This is a genomic window from Spirillospora sp. NPDC048911 (assembly GCF_043198015.1).
GTDB lineage: Bacteria > Actinomycetota > Actinomycetes > Streptosporangiales > Streptosporangiaceae > Spirillospora.
Genome location: NZ_JBICUD010000002.1, coordinates 1029033 through 1047982, shown reverse-complemented (window position 1 = coordinate 1047982; position 18950 = coordinate 1029033). Strand labels below are relative to the sequence as shown.

General features: G+C 68.3%; 21 protein-coding genes. 8 read left to right on the top strand and 13 right to left on the bottom strand.

Annotated elements, in window-relative coordinates; translation table 11 throughout:
* The 5 genes from ACGFNU_RS12160 to ACGFNU_RS12140 all read right to left on the bottom strand — a co-directional run bounded on the left by ACGFNU_RS12160 (position 1) and on the right by ACGFNU_RS12140 (position 5685).
* Positions 1 to 1128: a glycosyltransferase family 4 protein gene (locus ACGFNU_RS12160; RefSeq protein WP_392592735.1), complete on the bottom strand. Its 1128-nt coding sequence runs from the start codon at positions 1126 to 1128 to the stop codon at positions 1 to 3.
* A 165-nt stretch (positions 1129 to 1293) separates the two neighbouring features.
* On the bottom strand, positions 1294 to 2970 hold the full coding sequence (locus tag ACGFNU_RS12155) for a cytochrome bc complex cytochrome b subunit (protein WP_392592733.1): 1677 nt from the start codon (positions 2968 to 2970) through the stop codon (positions 1294 to 1296).
* Positions 2967 to 4070: a Rieske 2Fe-2S domain-containing protein gene (locus ACGFNU_RS12150; protein ID WP_392592731.1), complete on the bottom strand. Its 1104-nt coding sequence runs from the start codon at positions 4068 to 4070 to the stop codon at positions 2967 to 2969. The genes ACGFNU_RS12155 and ACGFNU_RS12150 overlap by 4 nt, the downstream gene beginning before the upstream one ends.
* A complete protein-coding gene (locus ACGFNU_RS12145) occupies positions 4067 to 4981 on the bottom strand; it encodes a cytochrome c (RefSeq protein WP_392592729.1) in 915 nt (304 codons plus the stop codon). Before ACGFNU_RS12145 ends, ACGFNU_RS12150 begins: the two co-directional genes overlap by 4 nt.
* Before the next feature lie 44 nt (positions 4982 to 5025).
* Positions 5026 to 5685 carry a heme-copper oxidase subunit III gene (locus tag ACGFNU_RS12140; protein ID WP_392592727.1) on the bottom strand — a complete coding sequence of 220 codons (660 nt, stop codon included), beginning with the start codon at positions 5683 to 5685 and terminating at the stop codon, positions 5026 to 5028.
* A 190-nt stretch (positions 5686 to 5875) separates the two neighbouring features.
* Between ACGFNU_RS12140 and ACGFNU_RS12135 the strand changes: the two genes are divergently transcribed.
* Together ACGFNU_RS12135 and trpD are read left to right on the top strand one after the other, a co-directional pair.
* Positions 5876 to 6301 carry a hypothetical protein gene (locus ACGFNU_RS12135; RefSeq protein ID WP_392592725.1) on the top strand — a complete coding sequence of 142 codons (426 nt, stop codon included), beginning with the start codon at positions 5876 to 5878 and terminating at the stop codon, positions 6299 to 6301.
* 65 nt (positions 6302 to 6366) lie between these two features.
* Positions 6367 to 7416 (top strand): anthranilate phosphoribosyltransferase, encoded by a 1050-nt coding sequence (gene trpD / locus ACGFNU_RS12130; protein ID WP_392592723.1) that lies wholly within the window; start codon positions 6367 to 6369, stop codon positions 7414 to 7416.
* 291 nt (positions 7417 to 7707) lie between these two features.
* On the opposite strand, the gene ACGFNU_RS12125 is transcribed toward trpD, so the two are convergent.
* The 3 genes from ACGFNU_RS12125 to ACGFNU_RS12115 are packed head-to-tail and all read right to left on the bottom strand — an operon-like array spanning position 7708 to position 9426.
* Positions 7708 to 8022 (bottom strand): DUF6879 family protein, encoded by a 315-nt coding sequence (locus ACGFNU_RS12125; RefSeq protein WP_392593508.1) that lies wholly within the window; start codon positions 8020 to 8022, stop codon positions 7708 to 7710.
* 2 nt (positions 8023 to 8024) lie between these two features.
* Positions 8025 to 8456: a DUF6879 family protein gene (locus ACGFNU_RS12120; protein WP_392592721.1), complete on the bottom strand. Its 432-nt coding sequence runs from the start codon at positions 8454 to 8456 to the stop codon at positions 8025 to 8027.
* A gap of 55 nt (positions 8457 to 8511) precedes the next feature.
* A complete protein-coding gene (locus ACGFNU_RS12115; protein WP_392592719.1) occupies positions 8512 to 9426 on the bottom strand; it encodes a helix-turn-helix domain-containing protein in 915 nt (304 codons plus the stop codon).
* A 532-nt stretch (positions 9427 to 9958) separates the two neighbouring features.
* On the opposite strand from ACGFNU_RS12115, the gene ACGFNU_RS12110 reads away from it, so the two are divergent.
* Positions 9959 to 10171 carry a DUF397 domain-containing protein gene (locus ACGFNU_RS12110; protein ID WP_392592717.1) on the top strand — a complete coding sequence of 71 codons (213 nt, stop codon included), beginning with the start codon at positions 9959 to 9961 and terminating at the stop codon, positions 10169 to 10171.
* Between the two features lie 184 nt (positions 10172 to 10355).
* Positions 10356 to 10613 (top strand): hypothetical protein, encoded by a 258-nt coding sequence (locus tag ACGFNU_RS12105; protein ID WP_392592716.1) that lies wholly within the window; start codon positions 10356 to 10358, stop codon positions 10611 to 10613.
* A 308-nt stretch (positions 10614 to 10921) separates the two neighbouring features.
* Here the strand turns inward: ACGFNU_RS12105 and ACGFNU_RS12100 are convergent, their stop codons facing one another.
* Both ACGFNU_RS12100 and ACGFNU_RS12095 read right to left on the bottom strand, forming a co-directional pair.
* Positions 10922 to 11113 (bottom strand): DUF397 domain-containing protein, encoded by a 192-nt coding sequence (locus ACGFNU_RS12100; protein ID WP_392592714.1) that lies wholly within the window; start codon positions 11111 to 11113, stop codon positions 10922 to 10924.
* Positions 11094 to 11951, bottom strand: coding sequence for a DUF5753 domain-containing protein (locus tag ACGFNU_RS12095; protein ID WP_392592712.1), 858 nt, complete (start codon positions 11949 to 11951; stop codon positions 11094 to 11096). Before ACGFNU_RS12095 ends, ACGFNU_RS12100 begins: the two co-directional genes overlap by 20 nt.
* A 7-nt stretch (positions 11952 to 11958) precedes the next feature.
* On the opposite strand from ACGFNU_RS12095, the gene ACGFNU_RS12090 reads away from it, so the two are divergent.
* Positions 11959 to 12468: an ATP-binding protein gene (locus tag ACGFNU_RS12090; RefSeq protein WP_392592711.1), complete on the top strand. Its 510-nt coding sequence runs from the start codon at positions 11959 to 11961 to the stop codon at positions 12466 to 12468.
* Positions 12469 to 12670: 202 nt separating this feature from the next.
* Here ACGFNU_RS12090 and ACGFNU_RS12085 read toward each other — a convergent pair whose 3' ends face one another.
* The 3 genes from ACGFNU_RS12085 to ACGFNU_RS12075 are packed head-to-tail and all read right to left on the bottom strand — an operon-like array spanning position 12671 to position 15584.
* Positions 12671 to 12958, bottom strand: coding sequence for an Lrp/AsnC family transcriptional regulator (locus tag ACGFNU_RS12085; RefSeq protein ID WP_392592709.1), 288 nt, complete (start codon positions 12956 to 12958; stop codon positions 12671 to 12673).
* A 30-nt stretch (positions 12959 to 12988) separates the two neighbouring features.
* A complete protein-coding gene (locus ACGFNU_RS12080; RefSeq protein ID WP_392592708.1) occupies positions 12989 to 13738 on the bottom strand; it encodes a rhomboid family intramembrane serine protease in 750 nt (249 codons plus the stop codon).
* 46 nt (positions 13739 to 13784) lie between these two features.
* Positions 13785 to 15584, bottom strand: a complete 1800-nt coding sequence (locus tag ACGFNU_RS12075; RefSeq protein ID WP_392592706.1) for a DEDD exonuclease domain-containing protein — start codon at positions 15582 to 15584, stop codon at positions 13785 to 13787.
* A 109-nt stretch (positions 15585 to 15693) separates the two neighbouring features.
* Between ACGFNU_RS12075 and ACGFNU_RS12070 the strand changes: the two genes are divergently transcribed.
* The 3 genes from ACGFNU_RS12070 to ACGFNU_RS12060 all read left to right on the top strand — a co-directional run bounded on the left by ACGFNU_RS12070 (position 15694) and on the right by ACGFNU_RS12060 (position 18580).
* The gene (locus ACGFNU_RS12070; protein WP_392592704.1) at positions 15694 to 17103 is read left to right on the top strand and encodes an NYN domain-containing protein; all 1410 of its coding nucleotides are present in this window, start codon (positions 15694 to 15696) and stop codon (positions 17101 to 17103) included.
* 137 nt (positions 17104 to 17240) lie between these two features.
* Positions 17241 to 17450 (top strand): hypothetical protein, encoded by a 210-nt coding sequence (locus ACGFNU_RS12065; protein ID WP_392592703.1) that lies wholly within the window; start codon positions 17241 to 17243, stop codon positions 17448 to 17450.
* Between the two features lie 176 nt (positions 17451 to 17626).
* The gene (locus ACGFNU_RS12060; protein ID WP_392592701.1) at positions 17627 to 18580 is read left to right on the top strand and encodes an NlpC/P60 family protein; all 954 of its coding nucleotides are present in this window, start codon (positions 17627 to 17629) and stop codon (positions 18578 to 18580) included.
* The last annotated feature ends 370 nt before the right edge of the window (positions 18581 to 18950 follow it).

The window sequence follows — 18950 nt, the reverse complement described above, 5'->3', positions numbered from 1 at the left end:
TCAGCCGGTGAGCAGGGCGTCGAGACGCGCGGCCTGGATCGTCCAGCGCCACTCGCGTTCGATCCAGGCGCGGCCCTGCTCGCCCATCTTGCGGGCCTTCTCCGGGTCCAGCAGGAGGTCGATCAGGGCCTCCGCCACCCCACGAACGGACCGGCCCGGCACGACCACGCCCGTCTCACCGTCCAAGACGGCGTCGGGCGCGCCACCGGAGTCGCCCGCCACGACGGGCAGGCCTGTGGCGGACGCCTCCAGATAGACGATCCCGAGGCCCTCGACGTCGAGCCCATGGTTCCGCGTGCGGCACGGCATCGCGAACACGTCGCCGGCGTCGTAGTGGGCGGGCAGTTCCTCCCAGGGCACGCTGCCGGTGAAGACCACCGAGTTGCCGGCTCCGGTCGACGCGGCCAGCTTCTCCAGCTCCGCGCGGTACGGGCCGCCGCCGACGATCAGCAGGGCGGCGGCGGGGATCGCCTTCCGTACGTGCGGCCAGGCGTGCAGCAGCGCGTCCTGCCCCTTCCGGGGAACGAGCCGGGACACGCACACCACCACGGGACGCCCCGTCAGCCCGTGCCGCGCACGCACCTCCGCACCGCCCGCCCCCCGGAAGTAGACGGTCTCGTCCACACCGGGTGCCAGCCGGGCCATCCGTGCCACCGCGGCCGACGAAAGGGCCCGCGCCATCCGGGACCGGGTGTACTCCCCCAGATACGTCAGCGCGTCGACGCCCTCGCCGATCCGGCGCAGCAGGCTCCGCGCCACGGGCAGCGACGCCCACCCGGCCTCGTGCCCGTGCGTGACGCCGACGAGGCGCTCCGCCCCGTGCCGCCGCAGCCCGGACGCCAGCAGCCCGAGCGGGGCGGACGCCCCGAAGAGCACCGAGTCGCAGCCCTCCGACCGCAGGATCTCCCCCGCCCGCCGCAGCACGCGCGGCTCGGAGATCATCAGCGACGTCGGATGGCGGACGACCGGATACGGCTGCGCCGCGTCGAACTGGGCCGCGCCCTTCCAGGCCGGCGCGTAGACCACGACCGAGCCCGGCGGCCGTCGCAGCACCAGCCCATGGACGAACGTCTGGATGCCGCCCGGGCGCGGCGGGAAGTCGTTGGTCACGACAAGTGTCCTGGTCATCTCACCCCCAGGATCCCATGCCCCCGCAGCACAGAGCCCGCCACCAGTACCGGTGGCGGGCTCTGCTTCAGCGAGACGAACTTCGGGCCAGGCGGCTCAGTTCCTCTGGCCGCCTAGCGGCTCAGCTCTTCCGAGCTGTTCAGCGGCTCAGTTCCTTCCGGCTGCTTACCGGCTCAGTTCCTTCTGGCTCTTGCCCTCTTCGAGCTCGTGGCCGTCGTGACCGTCGCCGTGCCCGTGCTCCTCGATGGGGATGTCATCGAACGTCCAGGCGCGCTGGAGCCGCGACCGGAGCATCCCCAGCGGACCCTTGGTGTCCGGGGCGGGAATGCCGTTGGCGTCCGTCTTGGGCGCCTCCGGCCTGGCGTTCTCCTTGGAGAGGATCGTGACCCGCTCCTCCTCGCGCGCCGGCTCGTGCCGCTCGCTGAACATGCCGTCCGGCGAGGCGACGATGATGCCGCTCTCGACGCCGTGACCGATCGTGTCGGCGTCCGAGCGCTGCAGCCCGAGGCAGACGCGCTTGGTGATGATGTACGCCAGGATCGGGCCGATGATGACCGCGAACCGGAAGAACCAGGTCGTCGCGAACAGCGAGACGTGGAACTTGTCGGCGATGACGTCGTTCGCGCCGGCCACCCACAGCAGCCCGTAGAAGGCCACCGCCGCCATGCCCACACCGGTGCGGACGGGGGCGTTGCGCGGCCGGTCGTTCACGTGGTGGCTGCGGTTGTCGCCGGTCACCCAGCGTTCGAGGAACGGCCAGACCGCGGCACCGGTGAAGATGATGCCGAGCGGCCCGAGGGCCGGGATCAGCACGTTCAGGCTGAGCGTGTGGCCCCAGGCGGTGATCTCCCAGTTGGGCATGATCCGCAGCGAGCCCTCGAGGATGCCCATGTAGAAGTCGGGCTGCGAGCCCGACGAGATGGCTCCGGGGTCGTACGGCCCGAACTGCCAGATCGGGTTGATCTGGGCGAACGCGCCGAGCAGCGCCACCACGCCGAACGTGAACAGGAAGTAGGCGCCCGTCTTGGCCATGAAGACCGGGTAGAACGGGTAGCCGTACACCTGCTCCTCGGTCTGGTTCTTGACCGGCATCGAGGTGTGCTTCTGGTGCCACATGATCATCATGTGCGCGGTGATCAGGGCCAGGAAGATGCCCGGGATCAGCAGGATGTGCAGCGTGAACAGCCGCGGGATCAGCTCGCCGTTCAGGCCCTCGGGGAACTCGCCCCCGAACAGGAACATGTAACCGTACGTGCCGACCAGCGGGATCGACTCGAGCACGCCCTGGGTGATCCGCAGCCCCGTGCCGGACAGCAGGTCGTCCGGCAGCGAGTAGCCGAACAGGCCCTCCAGCATGCCCAGCGTGAACATCACGATGCCGATGAGCCAGTTGAGCTCGCGCGGCTTGCGGTAGGCGCCGGTGAAGAACACCCGCAGCATGTGCGCCATGATCGACGCCATGAAGAGGATCGCGGCCCAGTGGTGGATCTGCCGCATGAGCAGGCCGCCGCGCACGTCGAAGCTGATGTGCAGCGCCGAGGCGTAGGCCTGCGACATCTCCACGCCCTTCAACGGCTCGTACGAACCGTCGTACACCGTCTCGTGCATGCTCGGCTGGAACCAGAGCGTGAGGAACGTTCCGGTCAGCAGCAGGATGATGAACGAGTACAGCGCGATCTCGCCCAGCATGAACGACCAGTGGTCCGGAAAGACCTTCTTGACGTTCCGCTGGAAGAACCCGGTGGATCCCAGGCGCTCGTCGAGGAACGTCAGCGTGCCGTCCACTGCCTTCGGAGCGGTCGCCTTCTGGGCGGTCGCCTTCGGGGCTGTCGCCTCGCTCATCCGCGCTCCCAGAAGCTCGGCCCGATCGGTTCGGGGAAGTCGGAGGTCGCCACGAGATAACCGTCCTCCACGGCGAGCGGCAACTGCGGCAGCGACCGGGCGGCCGGGCCGAAGATCACCTTGGCCGCGTCGGTCGCGTCGAAGGTCGACTGGTGGCACGGGCACAGGATGTGGTGCGTGGTCTGCTCGTACAGGGCCGCCGGGCAGCCGACGTGCGTGCAGATCTTGGAGTACGCGACGATCCCGTTGACGTGCCAGTTCTCGCGGCCCTTGGCCGGCTTGAACTTCTCGGCGGGCACGTTGATGAGGATGGTCACCGACTTGGCGATCTCGTTGAGCGCGTGGTGGCTCTTCTCGACGCCCTCCGGCAGCACCGTGATCATGCCGCCCGGGGTGGCGAAGTCGCTCACCTTCAGCGGCTTGTTGGTGCCGTCGACGACCAGCCGGACGCCCTTCTTGCCCTCGGACTGCGCCTGCTTGACGGCCTCGCCCCAGAACGTGTGGCGCAGCCGCTTCTCCGGCAGCGGGCCGAGGTCGCGCAGCAGCACCAGCGGCGCCAGGCCCAGCGGCGCGGCGGCCAGCAGCAGCGTGCGGCGCAGCAGCGGCCGCTTGGTGATGGCACTGTCGGCGGCGCCCTCCAGGAAGTCCTGGGTGAACGCCTCGCGCGTCTCGGGGTCCGTGACGAGCTCGTGCCGCTCCTGGATGATCGGCGCGCTGGTCATCAGGCGCCGCACCCAGATGGTCACGCCGATGGCCATCGCCAGGAACGACAGCGCCATCGTGCCGCCGAGCCAGAAATTGGACTCGCGGGCGCGGAAGATGCCGTGCATGCCGCCGTCGCGGCCGCTCCAGCCGATGTAGTAGGCGATGAACGCCACGCTGGCGGCGAAGGCGATGAGGAAGAACAGCGCGACGACGCGTTCGGCCCGCTTGGCCGACTCCTCGTCCAGCTGCGCTCCGGCGCCGGCGGGCGCCGGGTCCTCGTCGACGGCCAGCAGCTGCCGATCCTTCGCCGGCGACGGCGTACCGATCACGCGGTCGCGCGGCCCGTCCTGCTCCTGCGGCTCCGGCGTGCCGCCTGGTCCCTTGTTGTCGCTCATGTCTTCTTCAGCTTCTTCGGCTTCTTGGCGGTGATCCACATGGCCGCCAGCACCAGCAGGCCGATTCCGATCAGCCAGCCGGCCAGGCCCTCCGACACCGGGCCGATGCGGCCCAGGCCGTTGCCAGCCGGGTTCGGCTCCTCACGCGACTGGACGATGTAGGCGATGATCGCCTGCTTGTCCTTCTCGGTGAAGGTCGTGTCGTTGAAGACCGGCATCGCCTGCGGGCCCGTCAGCATGGCCTCGTAGATCTGGGTCGGCGTGACGTCGCTCTTGCTGAGCGGCGGGGCGTACTTGCCACCGGTGAGCGCGCCGCCCTGACCGGTGAAGTTGTGGCACTGCGCGCAGTTGGTGCGGAACAGCTTGCCGCCGAGCGCGGCGTTCCCCGTCTTGGGGTCGCCGATCTGCTCCTTGGTCGGCACGGCCGGGCCGCCGCCGAGGGAGGCGACGTACTCGCGCAGGTCGGCGAGGTTCTTCTCGGCCAGCGCCTTCTGCTTCTCCGCCTGCTCCCGCTTCTCCGGCTCGGAGTAGTCGGTCTTGATCTCGGTGTTGAACTCGGGGATCGGCTCCTTGCGCGGCATCTGCGCACCAGGGTTCATCGCGGGCATGCGGCCCGTACTGACCTGGAAGTCGACCGATGCGGCGCCCACGCCCAGCAGGCTCGGCGCGATCGGATTGCCCTTGGCGTCCTTGGTGCCCTCGCCGTTCAGACCGTGGCAGCTCGCGCAGTTCTTGTTGAACAGCTGCTGCCCGTTCTTCAGATCCGCGGCGGCCTGCGTGTTGTTCGCCGCCTCGGCACGGTCAGTCTGCGGCGAGAATCCGGCGTAGATGCCGGCGATCGCCGCCAGGGCCGCCAGCACGACGGCGTAGCCCGCCCAGGGGCGCCGTCGCCATGCGGTGATCCTCTTCACGGATATCCCCGTTCGGGTCATGTCGTCGGTTGAGGTTGAGCTGGTCAGAGGTCGAGCAGGTAGATCGTCGCGAACAGCCCGATCCACACCACGTCGACGAAGTGCCAGTAGTACGAAACGACGATCGCGCTCGTCGCCTGCTCATGGGTCCAGCGCTTCGCGGCGTACGTTCGTCCGAGGACGAAGAGGAACGCGACCAGGCCGCCCGTGACGTGCAGGCCGTGGAAGCCGGTGGTCAGGTAGAAGACCGAGCCGTACGCCGAGGACGACAGCGTGAGGCCGTCGTGGGTGACCAGCTGGTAGTACTCGTAACCCTGACCGGCGACGAAGTACGCGCCCATGATGAGGGAGAGCACGTACCACTCGCGCAGACCCCAGCGCCGGAAGTTCAGCAGGCCGCCGTCACGCCCGACCTTGCCCGCCTCGGCCTTGAACACGCCCATCTGGCACGTCACGGAGGACAGCACCAGGACGGTGGTGTTGAAGGCGGACAGCGGCAGGTCGAGCTCGGCGCCGGGCCAGGCCTCGTGGCCCTGCTGACCGATGGTCACCGAGCGGATCGTGAAGTACATCGCGAACAACGCCGCGAAGAACATGAGCTCAGACGACAACCAGACGATCGTCCCCACGCTGACCAGATTGGGCCGATTTGCCCGAGCGTGGGGTGTTGTCTCTATCGCGGATGCTGTTGCCACGGGCAGCATTATTACGTCACCCGATCCAACACTGACGCATGACCCCCCTTCTGGAGTTCCCGAGCGTGTTCCGGCGGCTCCCCGCGAAACCGCGAAAACCCCACGTGACAAGGGCTTTGAGCACGTTCGGAAGTCAGATGGGCGCGCAACCGGACCCGGCACCTCGTGCGCGCGGGGGCGAACCGGTAGCCTTCTCGCCATGAGCACCACCGCCCCGGAGACTCCGATGAAGGTTCTCGTCTACAGCGACGACGCGAACACTCGCAGCCAGATCCGGCTCGCCCTCGGCCGCCGGCCGGCCGCCGACCTGCCGCTGGTCGAGTACGTCGAGGTCGCGACGCAGCCCGCCGTGGTGGCGCGGCTCGACGAGGGCGACATCGACGTCGCGATCGTGGACGGCGAGGCGCAGCCCGCGGGCGGGCTCGGGGTCTGCCGCCAGGCCAAGGACGAGGTCTACGACTGCCCGCCGGTGCTCGCGATCATCGCCCGGCGCGACGACGGCTGGCTGGCGACCTGGTCGCGCGCCGACGCCGTGGTCAGCCTGCCGCTCGACCCGATGGCCCTGGCCAACTCCGTCGCCGACCTGCTGCGCCGGCGCGCCGAGAACCGCCTCCCGGCACTCTAGAAACCTGCCACCCGGGGCCGCGCCCCCGGCGCATCCCCCGCACCGACCCACTCTCTGGGGGAAGCATGGACGCGCGTACGACCTGGCCGGCACTGCTCAACGCCCTGCTCGACGGCCAGTCGCTGTCGAGCGACGAGACCGCCTGGGCCATGAACCAGATCATGGCCGGCGAGGCGACCGACGCGCAGATCGCGGGCTTCGCCGTGGCCATGCGCGCCAAGGGCGAGACCGTCGCCGAGGTCGCCGGCCTGGCCGCCGGCATGTACGCCAACGCCACCCCGATCGAGATCCCCGGCGCCATCGCCGACCTCGTCGGCACCGGCGGCGACCGGGCCCACACGGTGAACATCTCCACGATGGCGGCCGTGGTGGCGGCGGCCGCGGGCGTCAAAGTGGTCAAACACGGCAACCGTGCCGCGTCCTCGTCCTGCGGCGCCGCCGACCTCCTCGAAGGCCTGGGCATAGCGATCGACCTTCCCCCCGCCCGCACCGCCCAGATAGCCGAGGAGATCGGCATCACGTTCTGCTTCGCGCCGATCTACCACCCGGCTCTCAAGTACGCGGGTCGGACGCGCAAGGAGCTGGGCACCCCGACGGTGTTCAACTTCCTGGGCCCGCTGACCAACCCGGCCCGTCCCAAGGCCCAGGCGGTCGGCGTCTTCCACCCCCGCATGGCCGGCGTCATCGCGGGCGTCTTCGCCGAACGCGGCTGCTCGTCCCTGGTCTTCCGAGGCGACGACGGCCTGGACGAGCTCACCACCACGGGCACCTCGACGGTCTGGGTGGTCCGCGAGGGCACCTCCACGGAGACCACGTTCAACCCGGCCGACCTGGGCATCCCGCCCGCCAAGCCCGAAGACCTCCGAGGCGCCGACGCCGCGTACAACGGCCGCGTAGCCCGCGAGACCTTCGCCGGAGCCCCGGGCGCCGTCCGCGACATGGTCCGTCTGAACGCAGCCGCGCTAATCGTGGCCGCCGAAGGCACCCCGCCCGCCCCCAACCTCACCGAGACCCTGGCCAGCGCCTACGAGCGCACTGGCGAAGCCATCGACTCCGGCGCCTCCACAGCCCTCCTAGACCGCTGGATCCAGGTCTCCCAAAGCCTCAAAAACTGAAGATGTAGCTCGCGCCAGAGCGGGCGCAAGCAACCCCCCATAAAACACAGCAGCGCCAGAGACAGAACAAGGCTATCCGGATGCACGGATAGCCTTGCCTCTGATGCAGAGACTTCCGCACGCTGTGGCCGCCTGGGTGGAAGTACTAGCGAATGAGAAATGTTGTGTTTGCCGATAGGCCCATTCCTTCAAGGGAAACCGAGGCCCTGCGTCTACTCAGGAGCGTCCCTGGCCCTGAAGGCGCGCGACATCTTCAGCGATCAGGCAGACGTCTCTACGCGGATGGACCGTCTACACAGCGTGCTCGGCGTGGGGCACGGCTCGTTCCCAGACCATCTCGAATGCCGCGACGACCTGGGCGGTCCTGCGGGGGTCGGACACGAACTCGTATTCTTCCAGCATCGTCCCGTCGCCTGCGTCGAAGTGGAACCGCACCAGGCGTTGATCGAACATCCAAAAGTCCGCACCGGGGAGCATCAGGTCCCATGCCTGCCGCCGAGGAAGCCAACGGACCTCTTCCCCTGCCTTGAGGTTCACGTCCGTGACCGAGTGGAGCCAGCGCACATAATCCGACGCAGGCTCACTGATGATGCGAGCACGGCGCATCTTCACGCCCCGCCCCACACAGCTTCCTCCACTTGGGCAACCCATCTCGACCGGTCCGTGCGGCCCGAACCTCCGGCTTTCCAGTCCTCATAGCCGGGAGACGGTCGGTAGAAGTCCCGCATCTCCAGATGAACGGCCGACCGTTTGGTGTTGGCCAGCAGTTCCGCAAAAGTCGGAATGCCGTGTCCCTGGCGTCCCTTCTCATAGGTGCCCGATGCCGCCTCTGCGAGTTGCTCCGCCATGCGTGCGGGCTGCCAGATCACAACTTCATCAGGAGCGAGCGCCACATGCTCCCCCAGAGCCTTCAAGACCTCCGGGTCGGTCACGAGACGTCCCTGCTGATAGAAGTCGCCGGTGTCAGGATCGCGCGCCACTGCCGGACAGCGCTCGTCCTCCGAACCGGGGTCGGAGCCGATGAAGTCGATCTCACGCATGGGAGCCTCCAGCAGCCGAGAACGGTATGACCTTCACTCGGTCAGCACCTCTCGCTCACTCGGTTGATACCTCTTGCGGCGACTCCCCAAGCACCGCGAGCGGGGCGAGCGGGGCGAGTATCAGCGCCCGCGCCCTGTCCCCGTGGACAGCCAACCCGAACAACCGCTCCCACGCTTCGGCGTACATGCGGGTTTCGTAGGATTGCGTCAGGGTGAGAGTGCCCGAGACCAGCTCGACCGTGACCACCACCGAGCGACCGGGAAGCTCCGACATCGTGAACGACTCCTCAGGATTGACACCGTGCCGGGCGATGTCGCGAGGAATGACCCCCAGCGAAACCGTGGGACGTCTCATGACCTCCAGCAGATAACGCAGTTGGTTCGCGTGTATCTCCGGTCCTGCCGGCCGGTACCACAACACGTCCTCCTCCAGCAGGAACAGCCATCGGGCGTCCGGCCGGTTCAGGCAGCGTTGCCGGTCTAGCCGCGCCTCTACGGCGTCGGCCACGTCGTCCAGTTCGAGATGCTGTTCAAGGCGGGCCGTGGTCAGGTAGTGGGTCATCAGGCCGCGCGTCTGGAGTAGGCCGGGGATGTACTTGGTCTGGTAGACGCGGTGCAGGCGCACGGTCCAGTACTTGTCTCGCAGCTTCTCCTGGCGGCCCTTGAGCCCTGCCCGGTTGCCCTCCTGGTGGGTCTGCCACATCCCGGCGACGGCGCGTTGCTCGGCGAGCAGTTCGGCCAGCACGCGATCAGGCTTGGCGCAGATTCTGCACCAGAGCCGTACGTGATCTGGGGTGATGCCACGTTGCCCACGCTCGATCATGCTGACCTGTGCGGAAGAACGCCAGCCGGCGAGTTCGGCGAAACGCACACCTGATATCCGCGCCTCCTGGCGCATTTGGCGCAGCCTTTCCCCAAGGCGCTGGCGTGCGGCTTGCGCACTGGACGAGGGCGAACGAGACGACGGCATCGATGCTGATCCTCGCGCATGAGGTTCTGCAGGAGGAGCGCTTCACGATGATTCACGCGCTCATGCCCGTCATCCTCCCACCCCTGGGTGTGAAAGATAGTGAAATCTCTGGCTCCCAGAGCTCGGGGTGAGCCAACGTCGTGGCCATGACCTGCAACGGGCCCAAACACCAAGAGACCAGGCCCCACGCACAGACGCCGGATGACCAACTGGCCGTACTCACGGCCTGATCATGGCTGAGGCGCAGATCTGCTGTCACTGCCGGAAGCCCATTACCTACGGCCCTGGCTGGTGGGAACACGTTGGCGGAACGGTGGCCTGCAACCCTCACCAGGCGACGTCCCCGCCACGGGGGACGAACGCGGCTCCGATGGTCAAGAGCATCGAGAGTCAGGCGGCGGAACCACAACAACTACCTCCACAGGCCGTCGACCGATGACGCGGAGTTTTGAGCTCCGCCCCATGGTCCCGGTTGGCCACCTTTAGGGGCACCGTCGGCCAGTTCCAACACCCAACAGCCCGAGGAGTCCATGTGTTCATCAAGTCCAGCAGATGCGACGGACAGCAGGAGACATGTGGGTGCGTGAACGTCGCGATCGTGCGTGACGCGGTCGTGGTCACCGACGAGGAAGGCAACGTCTCCAAATTCGACCACTTCGAGTGGCGCGACTTCATCGCAGGAGCGAAAGCAGGCGAGTTCGATCTGCCCGCAGGCTCCCCGGCCCTGGCCACCATCACGGCCTAGGCACTCCACACATCAACCAACAAGCAGGCCTCGCCTTGGGGGCAGCAAGGCGAGGCCTACATTTCTCGAAGGACGCTCCTGGATGGCCTTTCAGTGCTACTTCTGGCATGGCGATACCGCCACAGCCCAGGGGCCCAAACGCGACTTGTTGTGCGGTGACCTGAGCATGGCTACACCACCAGTGATGACTCGCGACTGGCTGAAGAAACCGCAGAGCATGTTGCAGCGGAAAGCCAGCACGCCCGAGGAGGCGGTGGAGTGGTTGGAAGAGGTCTTTGACCACTACGCTCCGAAAATGGCTTACTCGCAGGCTATGGGAATCAGCCGAGACGACCGGTTTGGCTCTGCGCTGTCGGACCTCCGAAGTGGCAACGACGTATCCTGGGGCTTCCCCCTAGTGGGCAGCAAGTACGTGGCCCTGGCCGTCATTGTGGTGCGCTGAAGTCGCGAACCGGCCTCCGTCGCTGAACGGCGGCGGCTTTATGTTCACAGGACAGGTTCAAGTCGCCCAAGGCGGATTGAGTTCATCGACGGTCGCCACCATAAACCATCGCCCGCTGGCGGCGACGTTCTGGCGGTGATGCCCGTGCTGGACCAGCTAACCCCAGTAAAGCGCCCAGGGGTGCTGACGCAGGAACGCGGCCCGCCTCGTGGTGATTCCGCCGTTCCGTTCACGCCTTGCAGAGGAAGCGATCGGACCCGTTGGAAACGTGACACCAGCATGCTCAGGAAGCAATTCTCGGCCGGTACTTAGAGGTCGATTTTGTTGGCCTTGATGGCCGCCAACATGACGGCCAGCTCGGCTTGGCCGACTCTAAGGTGTCCTGCTTCGGGGGTATTGCTGTCCCTGATGCCGATCTCATGATCGAGCGCGGCCAGCTCTATGCACTGTCCCGAGGTTCCGCCCTCGCTGTAGCTGCTCTTACGCCAGAGCAGGTCCATACAGCCTCTCCATCTTCTCTTGGACCAGGTCATGGGACTGGCTTTCAGACAGCGCCTTGGCGCAGATCCGCTCGAACCTGTTCCGAAACTCGTTCACATCAGCTGTTTCCGAGACTAGCCGTCCTTCCTTGGCGGCTTCGCAAAAGGCCACCGGGCCGTCCGGGGTTGTGACCACGCGGAACGGCCCGTCCAAAGCCTCGGATGCTCCACTGCTTCGAGGGAGCACACGGAAGACCACGTTCCTGAGCTGGGAAAGTTCCAAGAGGCGCTCCAGTTGCCTTCTCATCACCCCCGCGCCTCCCACGGGCCAGTCCAGCACATTCTCCGAGACTGTGATCCACAGGTCTGGGGCGTTCGGCCTGGTGAGGATCTTTTGTCGATTCATCCGGTCGGTCAGCGAGCGCTCGACGTCCGGTTCGCGTCCCGATTCCAGCAGCGCGCGAGCGTAGTCCTCATTCTGGACCAGGCCGGGCACGTGCAGTGCAGCGAAGATTCGCAGTTCTGCCGCCTGCTCCTCGTGGGCCGTCACGCTCTTGAACCAGTCAGGATCGCTGGCTCTTCTCGCGAAGTAGATCAGCCACGTCAGGATCCCGCCGGTGTTCCACGCCTTGTCGATCTTTTGTGCCTGCTTGTCGGTGAGGTGCTGCTCGCCTGTCTCGATTCTGGAAATGGTGGAGGGCGCGCACCCCGCCACAGCGGCCGCGTCGGCGCCGTTCAGCCCTCGTGTCTTCCGAAGAAACCGCAGGTGATTGCCTATCAAATTCCACATGGAGGCACGAGGGTCGGCCGCCGCCTTCTCCACCATCAGACCAGCCTCCCGCCCGTTGATCAATTCCATGACTTCCATGGAACTGCAGAGAGTCATCGACAGGCTACGCACAGAGGTGCAATCTGGCCAGCGAATCGGAACGAACAACCCACCCACCGGGCAGACGGGCGCAGCAATGATGACCGGCATCAACAGGCAACCGCACCTACAGATCAATCTGACCCAGAGCAGGACCGAAGTAAGCCGCGCTCGCGCCGCGACCACGCGCGCGTTGAAAGACCTGGGCTTCCCCGAGCTGATCGACGATGCACGCCTGATCGTCTCCGAACTGGTCACCAACGCGCTCGACGCAACAGCGGCGGGCAGGGTGATCTTCGCGGTCTACCACAACGATGGCCGCCCACTCGTCGAAGTCTGGGACTCCGAGACCGCAAGACGCCCTCAGCCGCAACGACCAGCGCACATGGCACAAGGCGGCCGCGGACTCCTGGTGGTCGAGGAACTCGCCGCCGACTGGGGCCACCACCTGGCGCAGCTCACACCCAACGGTCCGCCATGGAAGTGCGTCTGGGCGTTGCTCAAGTGACCACCTCACCCTCCGCAAGCCCGACTCGCCTTGCGGAGGAAGTTTGGCCACTGAAGGGGTGGGGGGCTGGGGGTTTGCCCCCGGCTTGGGTTTTGGGGCGAGAGCCCCAATAGAGACAGTCCGAGCGCTAGCGAGGGCCTTGCTTTTGGCGCGAGGCGAGCGTTGGCGCGGGCCTTGCTTTTCGCGAGGCGAGCGTTGGCTCTTAGTCGGCGTCGGGGAGGCCCAGGGAGAAGGCGGCGTCCAGGTCGTGCTTGGAGTAGGTCTCGAAGGCGATGTGCGTCTCGGTCTCGAGGATGCCCGGGACCTTGTTGAGGCGGCCGGGGATCACGTCGTTGAACTCCTCGTGGCGGTGGACCCGGACCATCGCGATCAGGTCGTACTTGCCGGTGATGGAGTAGACCTCGCTGACGCCGTCCAGCGCGGCGATCGTCTCGGCGACCTCGCGGATGCGGACGACATCGGTCTTGACCAGCACGATCGCGGTATGCACTGACTCCTCCTCCGGACGCTTGAGCCGAGCCTATCCCCTGGAAAGGGCCGCGATGCGACGGGCCGGCCCGGCTCTGCGGGCCAGCACGGCGAAGGCCACTCCGGCCACGAAGCCGTAGATGTGCGCCACGTACGCGACGTTGCTCTCTTCGTCGCCGAGGGAGAGCCATTGCAGGACGAACCAGTAGCCCAGTACTACCCAGACCGGCAGCCGGATCACGATGATCGGCGGCACGAAGCTGACCACCCGGCCGCGCGGGTTGAGGATCAGGTAGGCGCCCAGCACCCCGGCGATCGCGCCGGAGGCGCCTATGAGGGGGACCCGCGAGTCGGGCGAGGTGTAGGCGAACCCGTAGACGGCGACGAGCCCGAAGAACAGATAGCTGAGCAGGTAGCGCAGGCGCCCGAGCCTGTCTTCGACTCCCATGCCGATGACAAAGAGCGCGACCAGGTTGCCCAGCAGGTGCAGCCAGTTCGAATGCAGGAACATCGAGCTGAACGCGGAGAGCCATGGGATCTTGTCGTAGCCTCCCTCCCCGCATTCGCGCACGACCTGCGGCGGCAGGGGCTGCTGATCGCCGGTCGTGAGCTCCTTGGGAATGGCGCCATGCTCCAGCGTGAACTGGACGGCCTTGCACTCGCGGACCTGGCCGTCTCCGTACCAGGTGGCGAAGTTGGCCATGGGGGTCATCAGGAAGACCACGACGTTGGCCGCCACCAGGAGATACGTCACCCAGGGGACGCGCCGCGCGGGCTGACTGTCGTAGAGAGGCAGAGCCATGTACGCCCGTCCTCTCCGCTTGCCTGAATTTCCCCGGTTCCTCCGCTTACCTTAGTGGGCGGCCGCCACCGCGGTCCGCCGACTCTGTGCCGGTATAGGCGTTGTCGATCCACTCTCGCAGGCTCTCGGCGCCGTACGCGGGGCAGCTCCACTCGTCAGAGACCTCGGCCAGCCGCGCGCCGGGGGTGTCGAGCCAGCGCAGCACGCACTCCATCTCCTCGGCGGTGGCGCTGCCCGACGGGCCCGGCCCGGGGAAGACCGTCTCGGCCGTCGCGACGAGCGCGTCGAGGTAGGGCCTCGGGTGGGCGCGGGGCGGGATCATGCCCGCGGCGACGAGCCGGCCATGGCGGACGACCGCCACCTCCCAGCCCCCGTCGAACGACGGGCGGGCCGCCACGAGCTGCGCGATGCGGGCCAGCGCGGTCAGCCGCTGGCCGCGCGCGGCCGCCCGGACGAACGCGGCGAGCCGGTCGCGCTGGGCGGCGGCCTCCTCGTAGCGGAGCTCCACGGTGAGGCGGTCGATGCGCACCCGGGCGGCCGCCACGACGGGCCGTACGTCGCCGCGCATGATGGAACGGGCCTGGTCGGCGTGCACCTCGTAGGCCGTGGCGGGCTCGCGGCCCTCGCACGGCGCGCCGCAGCGGCCGATCTCGCCCAGGAGGCAGGTGCGGGCCGCGCCGCGTTCGATGAGACGGAGGGTGAGGCGCTGGGTGCACTGCCGCAGCGGCACCGCCTCGTGCAGCGCCGCCTGGGCCTCCTCGGCCTGCCGCCGGGACGACAGCGGGCCCAGGTAGACGGCGCCGTCGTCCTTGCACTCGCGGACGATCGACAGCCGGGGGAACGGCTCGACGGTGAGCTTGAGCCACATCGCCCGTTCGGGGAACTTGGAGCGCCGGTTGTAGCGGGGTTTGTGCTCTGCGATCAGGCGCAGCTCACGGACCTCGGCCTCCAGGCCGGTGGCGCACACGATCGTGCGGACCTTCTCGGCGAGGCCGACCATCTCGCGCACCCGGTGCCGGGTCTCCGAGCCGGTGAAGTAGCTGCGCACCCGCGCCCGCAGGTCGCCGCTCTTGCCGACGTAGAGCACCTCGCCGCGATCGTCCTCGAACAGGTAGACGCCGGGGGCGCTCGGCACGTCGTCGGCGAGGTAGCGCTTGCGACGCTGCTCGGGCGTGGGCGCTTTGGCGAAGGACTTGAGCTCCTCCAGCGAGGTGACGTTGAACGAGCCGAGCCGTTCGATCAGGCCGTGCAGCACGTCGACGGTGGCGCGGGCGTCGGCCAGCGCGCGGTGGATCGGCTCGGTGGACGCGCGGAAGAAGCGGGCCAGCGTGCCCAGCTTGCAGTTGGGCACCTCGTCCTTGGTGAGGACGCGTCGCGCCAGGTCGACGGTGTCGATGATGGTGAACGCGGGCCACGCGTAACCCTGCGCGGCGCAGGCGGCCTTGAGGAAACCGATGTCGAACGGGGCGTTGTGCGCGACGAGCACGCAGCCCCTGGCGAACTCAAGGAACGCCGGCAGCACCTGCTCCATCTTGGGCGCGGCGTAGACCATCTGCTGGGTGATGCCAGTGAGCGCGGTGATGAACGGCGGAATCTCTCCGCCGGGGTCGACCAGCGTGCCGAAGTCACCGAGGACCTCTCCCCCGCGCACTTTGACGGCCCCGATCTCGGTGATCGCCGACTCCGAAGGGGAGCCGCCGGTCGTCTCCAGGTCGACGACGACGAAGGTCACGTCGGCGAGCGGGGTACCGAGATCGTCCAGGGTGCCCTGAACGCCCTGGGCGCCCTGAACGCCGGGACCGCCGGGTGGATGCCCGGGGTTGGCGGGGCGGGCCGGGTGGGTCATGACCGCGACCGTAGAGGGGGCCACCGACAGTTCACCGAGCGCTAGGGTTGGAACACGGGCCGGGGGCGACCCGTAGCGGCGCCGGCCGGCGCCGTGACGCCGCCCATACGTGCTGGTTAAGGTGCTGGACACCCGGAAATACTCAGCGTACGGCGTCAAAACGGGCACTGGGAGGAGCGGGATCATCGACAGCGGCCCCGGAGCGGAAGCCGAGCGTCCGGCCCGTCCCCTGCCCGAGGCGGTCCGCCAGGGCGTGGTGGAGGCGGCCGCCGAGCTGATCGGCACACTGCCCGCCACCGAGGTCCCCCTGCCGTTGCGCCGCTTCGCCCAGTTCGAGCGCCGCAAACGCGCCAAGCTCGCCGGGCAGCACATCGCCGCGCTGCTGGAGAAGGACGCCGACTTCCGGCTCAAGGTCGCCGAACACCTCCGCGAGGCCGAGCCCGAGCTGGTCGCCGCGGTCGAGGACGGCCAGGTGCCGCCCGCCGCCGATCCGGTGCGGGTCGCGACGCTCGGCTACCTGCTGCGGCCGGCCGGCTGGCCGGAGCTGGCCGAGGCCGCCCGCGCCGAGCTGGAACGATCCGCGAGCGCCTCCGAGGGCGAGGCCGCCGAACGCAAGATCAACGCGCTCCGGGACGAGCTCGCGGCCGCCCGCGCGGCGCGTGCGTCCGAGACCGACAAGCTCCGCGGCGAGCTGCGCGACACCAAGGCGGAGGTCGCCGAGCTGCGCCGAAAGCTGCACGACGCCCGTCAGAAGGCCAGGGCCGCCGAGCAGCGCGCCGCGGAACTGGCCACCGAGACCGCGCGCGAGCTGACCACCGCCCGCGAGACCACCGCCGCCGCCGAGAAGGAGTTGCGCAAGCTGCGCGTCCGCCTCGACCAGGCCGAGACCGCCGCCGAGCACGCCCGCCGCGCCGCCCGCGAGGGCCGCAACGTCGAGGACGTGCGGCTGCGCATGCTGCTCGACACGCTGGTGGACGCGGCGCAGGGCGTCCGGCGCGAGCTGGCCCTCCCCACCATGATCGAACGCCCGGCGGACGCCGTCGCCGGGGTCGAGCCGGACAAGCTCGCCCACCGCAACCTGCCCGGCCGGGCCCTCTCCGACGACGACCCGCAGTTGCTCGACCGGCTGCTGACGCTGCCGCAGGTCCATCTGGTCGTGGACGGCTACAACGTCACCAAGACCGGCTACGGCGAGCTGCCGCTGGCCGACCAGCGCACCCGCCTGGTGTCCGGGCTCGGCGGCCTGGCCGCGCAGACCCGCGCCGAGGTCACCTGCGTCTTCGACGGGGCCGAGCTGGACGCGCCCGTGGCGATCGCCGCGCCGCGCGGCGTCCGCGTGCTGTTCAGCCATCCGGGCCAGACCGCCGACGAGCTCATCGGCGAGCTGGTCCGCGCCGAGCCCACCGGCCGCGCGGTGGTCGTGGTCTCCTCCGACCGCGAGGTGGCCGACGCCGCCCGCCGCGCCGGCGCCCGCCCCGCTGTGTCTACTTTGCTCCTCCGTCGCCTTTCGCGGCCCTGACCCCTCGCCTTCGGTTTGCTTCACGACCCGTCAGCGCGCTCGCGTGCGGGGTCGATGCTCGCGGTCACGGTTTTGTCACACCCTCCGCGTACCGTCCGTCACAACCGAGGTAGAGAGACCTAGGTACGGAGGACGACATGCTGGTCGAGTGCGACGGCTGCCAGGTGCGCGGCGCGGGCTGCGGCGACTGCGTGGTCACGACACTGCTGGCGGCGCCGGCCCAGCCCGGCGGCGGCGACGATGTGGTGGATCTCGACGTGGACGAGCGGCGCGCGCTGCAGGTGCTGGCCGATCTCGACATGGTGCCGCCGCTGCGGCTCGCACCAGGTCACGAACGCGCTTCGTGATCGTTCGATCACCGGGCGCGGTAATTGTCACTCGGGCTTGACGAATACTGACGTTTCGGTTGTGACTGCTGTGGCCCCTCGCTAATGTCTCCCGCGAATAGCGGACGAGAGGGGCAATTCCGACCGTGGCCAGTGATCGCAGCTCCCGGCGGCTGATGGCGTCAGCATGCCTCGCCGTGACGACCTCCATGGCGCTGCCCGTGGCTCTGCCCGCGTCGACGGCGCACGCCGACCCCAAGCCGACGGCGAGCCAGGTTCAGAAGAAGCTGAACAAGCTCAACGAGGACGTCGACAAGCTGGTCGAGAAGTACAACCAGGTGACCGAGGACCTCAAGCGCGCCAAGAAGAAGCTCCGGGCGACGCAGAAGGCCAGCCAGGACGAGGAGCTCGCCTTCGCGACGCTCCGCACCAAGGTCGCCCAGATGGCCGCCACCGCGTACAAGAACGGCGAGACCGGCGACGTCGCGGGCTTCATCGGCAGCGGCGACCCGCAGGCCGTCCTCGACCAGGCGGCGGTCTTCTCCCACCTGTCGCGCAACCGCAACTCCGAGCTGGGCCAGTTCCTGGCCGCCGCGCAGCGGGTGCGCCGCGAGAAGGCCCAGGCCCAGAACGCCTACGACGAGGTCGCGGCCAAGGCCAAGGAGCTGAAGAACCAGAAGGCCACCGTCGACAAGTCGATCAAGCAGCAGCAGAAGCTGCTGAAGAAGCTCGGCGTCAAGAGCGACAAGCCCGGCAGCGGCGGCGGCGGTACCGGCGGCACCTACAAGGGCCCGGCGAGCGGTTCGGCCCGCACCGCGCTGAACTTCGCCTACAGCAAGCTCGGCACGCCCTACCTGTACGGCGGCACCGGCCCCCGCTACGACTGCTCCGGCCTGACCATGCGCGCCTGGGAGGCCGCCGGGGTCAGCATCACCCGAACCACCAACTCGCAGTACGCGGCCACCAAGCGGGTCGCCAAGAGCGACCTGCAGCCCGGCGACCTCGTGTTCTTCAGCAGCCTCGGCCACGTCGGCCTGTACGTGGGCAACGGCCAGATGATCCACTCCCCGCGCACCGGCAAGAGCGTCGAGGTCGTGAGCATCTCGTCCGGCTACTACGCGTCGAACTTCTACGGGGCCGGGCGCCCCTGACGGAGCCAGTGAGCCACGCCACACCACGAGCGGACCAGGCCTGACCTGGTCCGTTCTGTTTTGCTGGGGATTTGCTTTCGCATGACCTTTTGATACTTTGTGGCGACCTGCGACGCCCACCATGCGTCGCAGCGCCCCCGACGCCCCCGGGCGTCACGGGAGGCGGGCACCCTCCAGGTGCCGCCTCTCCGCGCGACACCTTCCAGGTGCCGCCGCCGGTGCGACGCCTTCCACGCGCCGCACCCGGTCTCCACGGAGACCGGCCGGCCCACCCGTACCGTGCGCACGCTCCGCGGCTCGAACGAGCTTGGCGTGCATGGCGCCAGCGAGCGCGACACGGCGGTTCTCCCCCGGGCCCGGCCGACGAGCG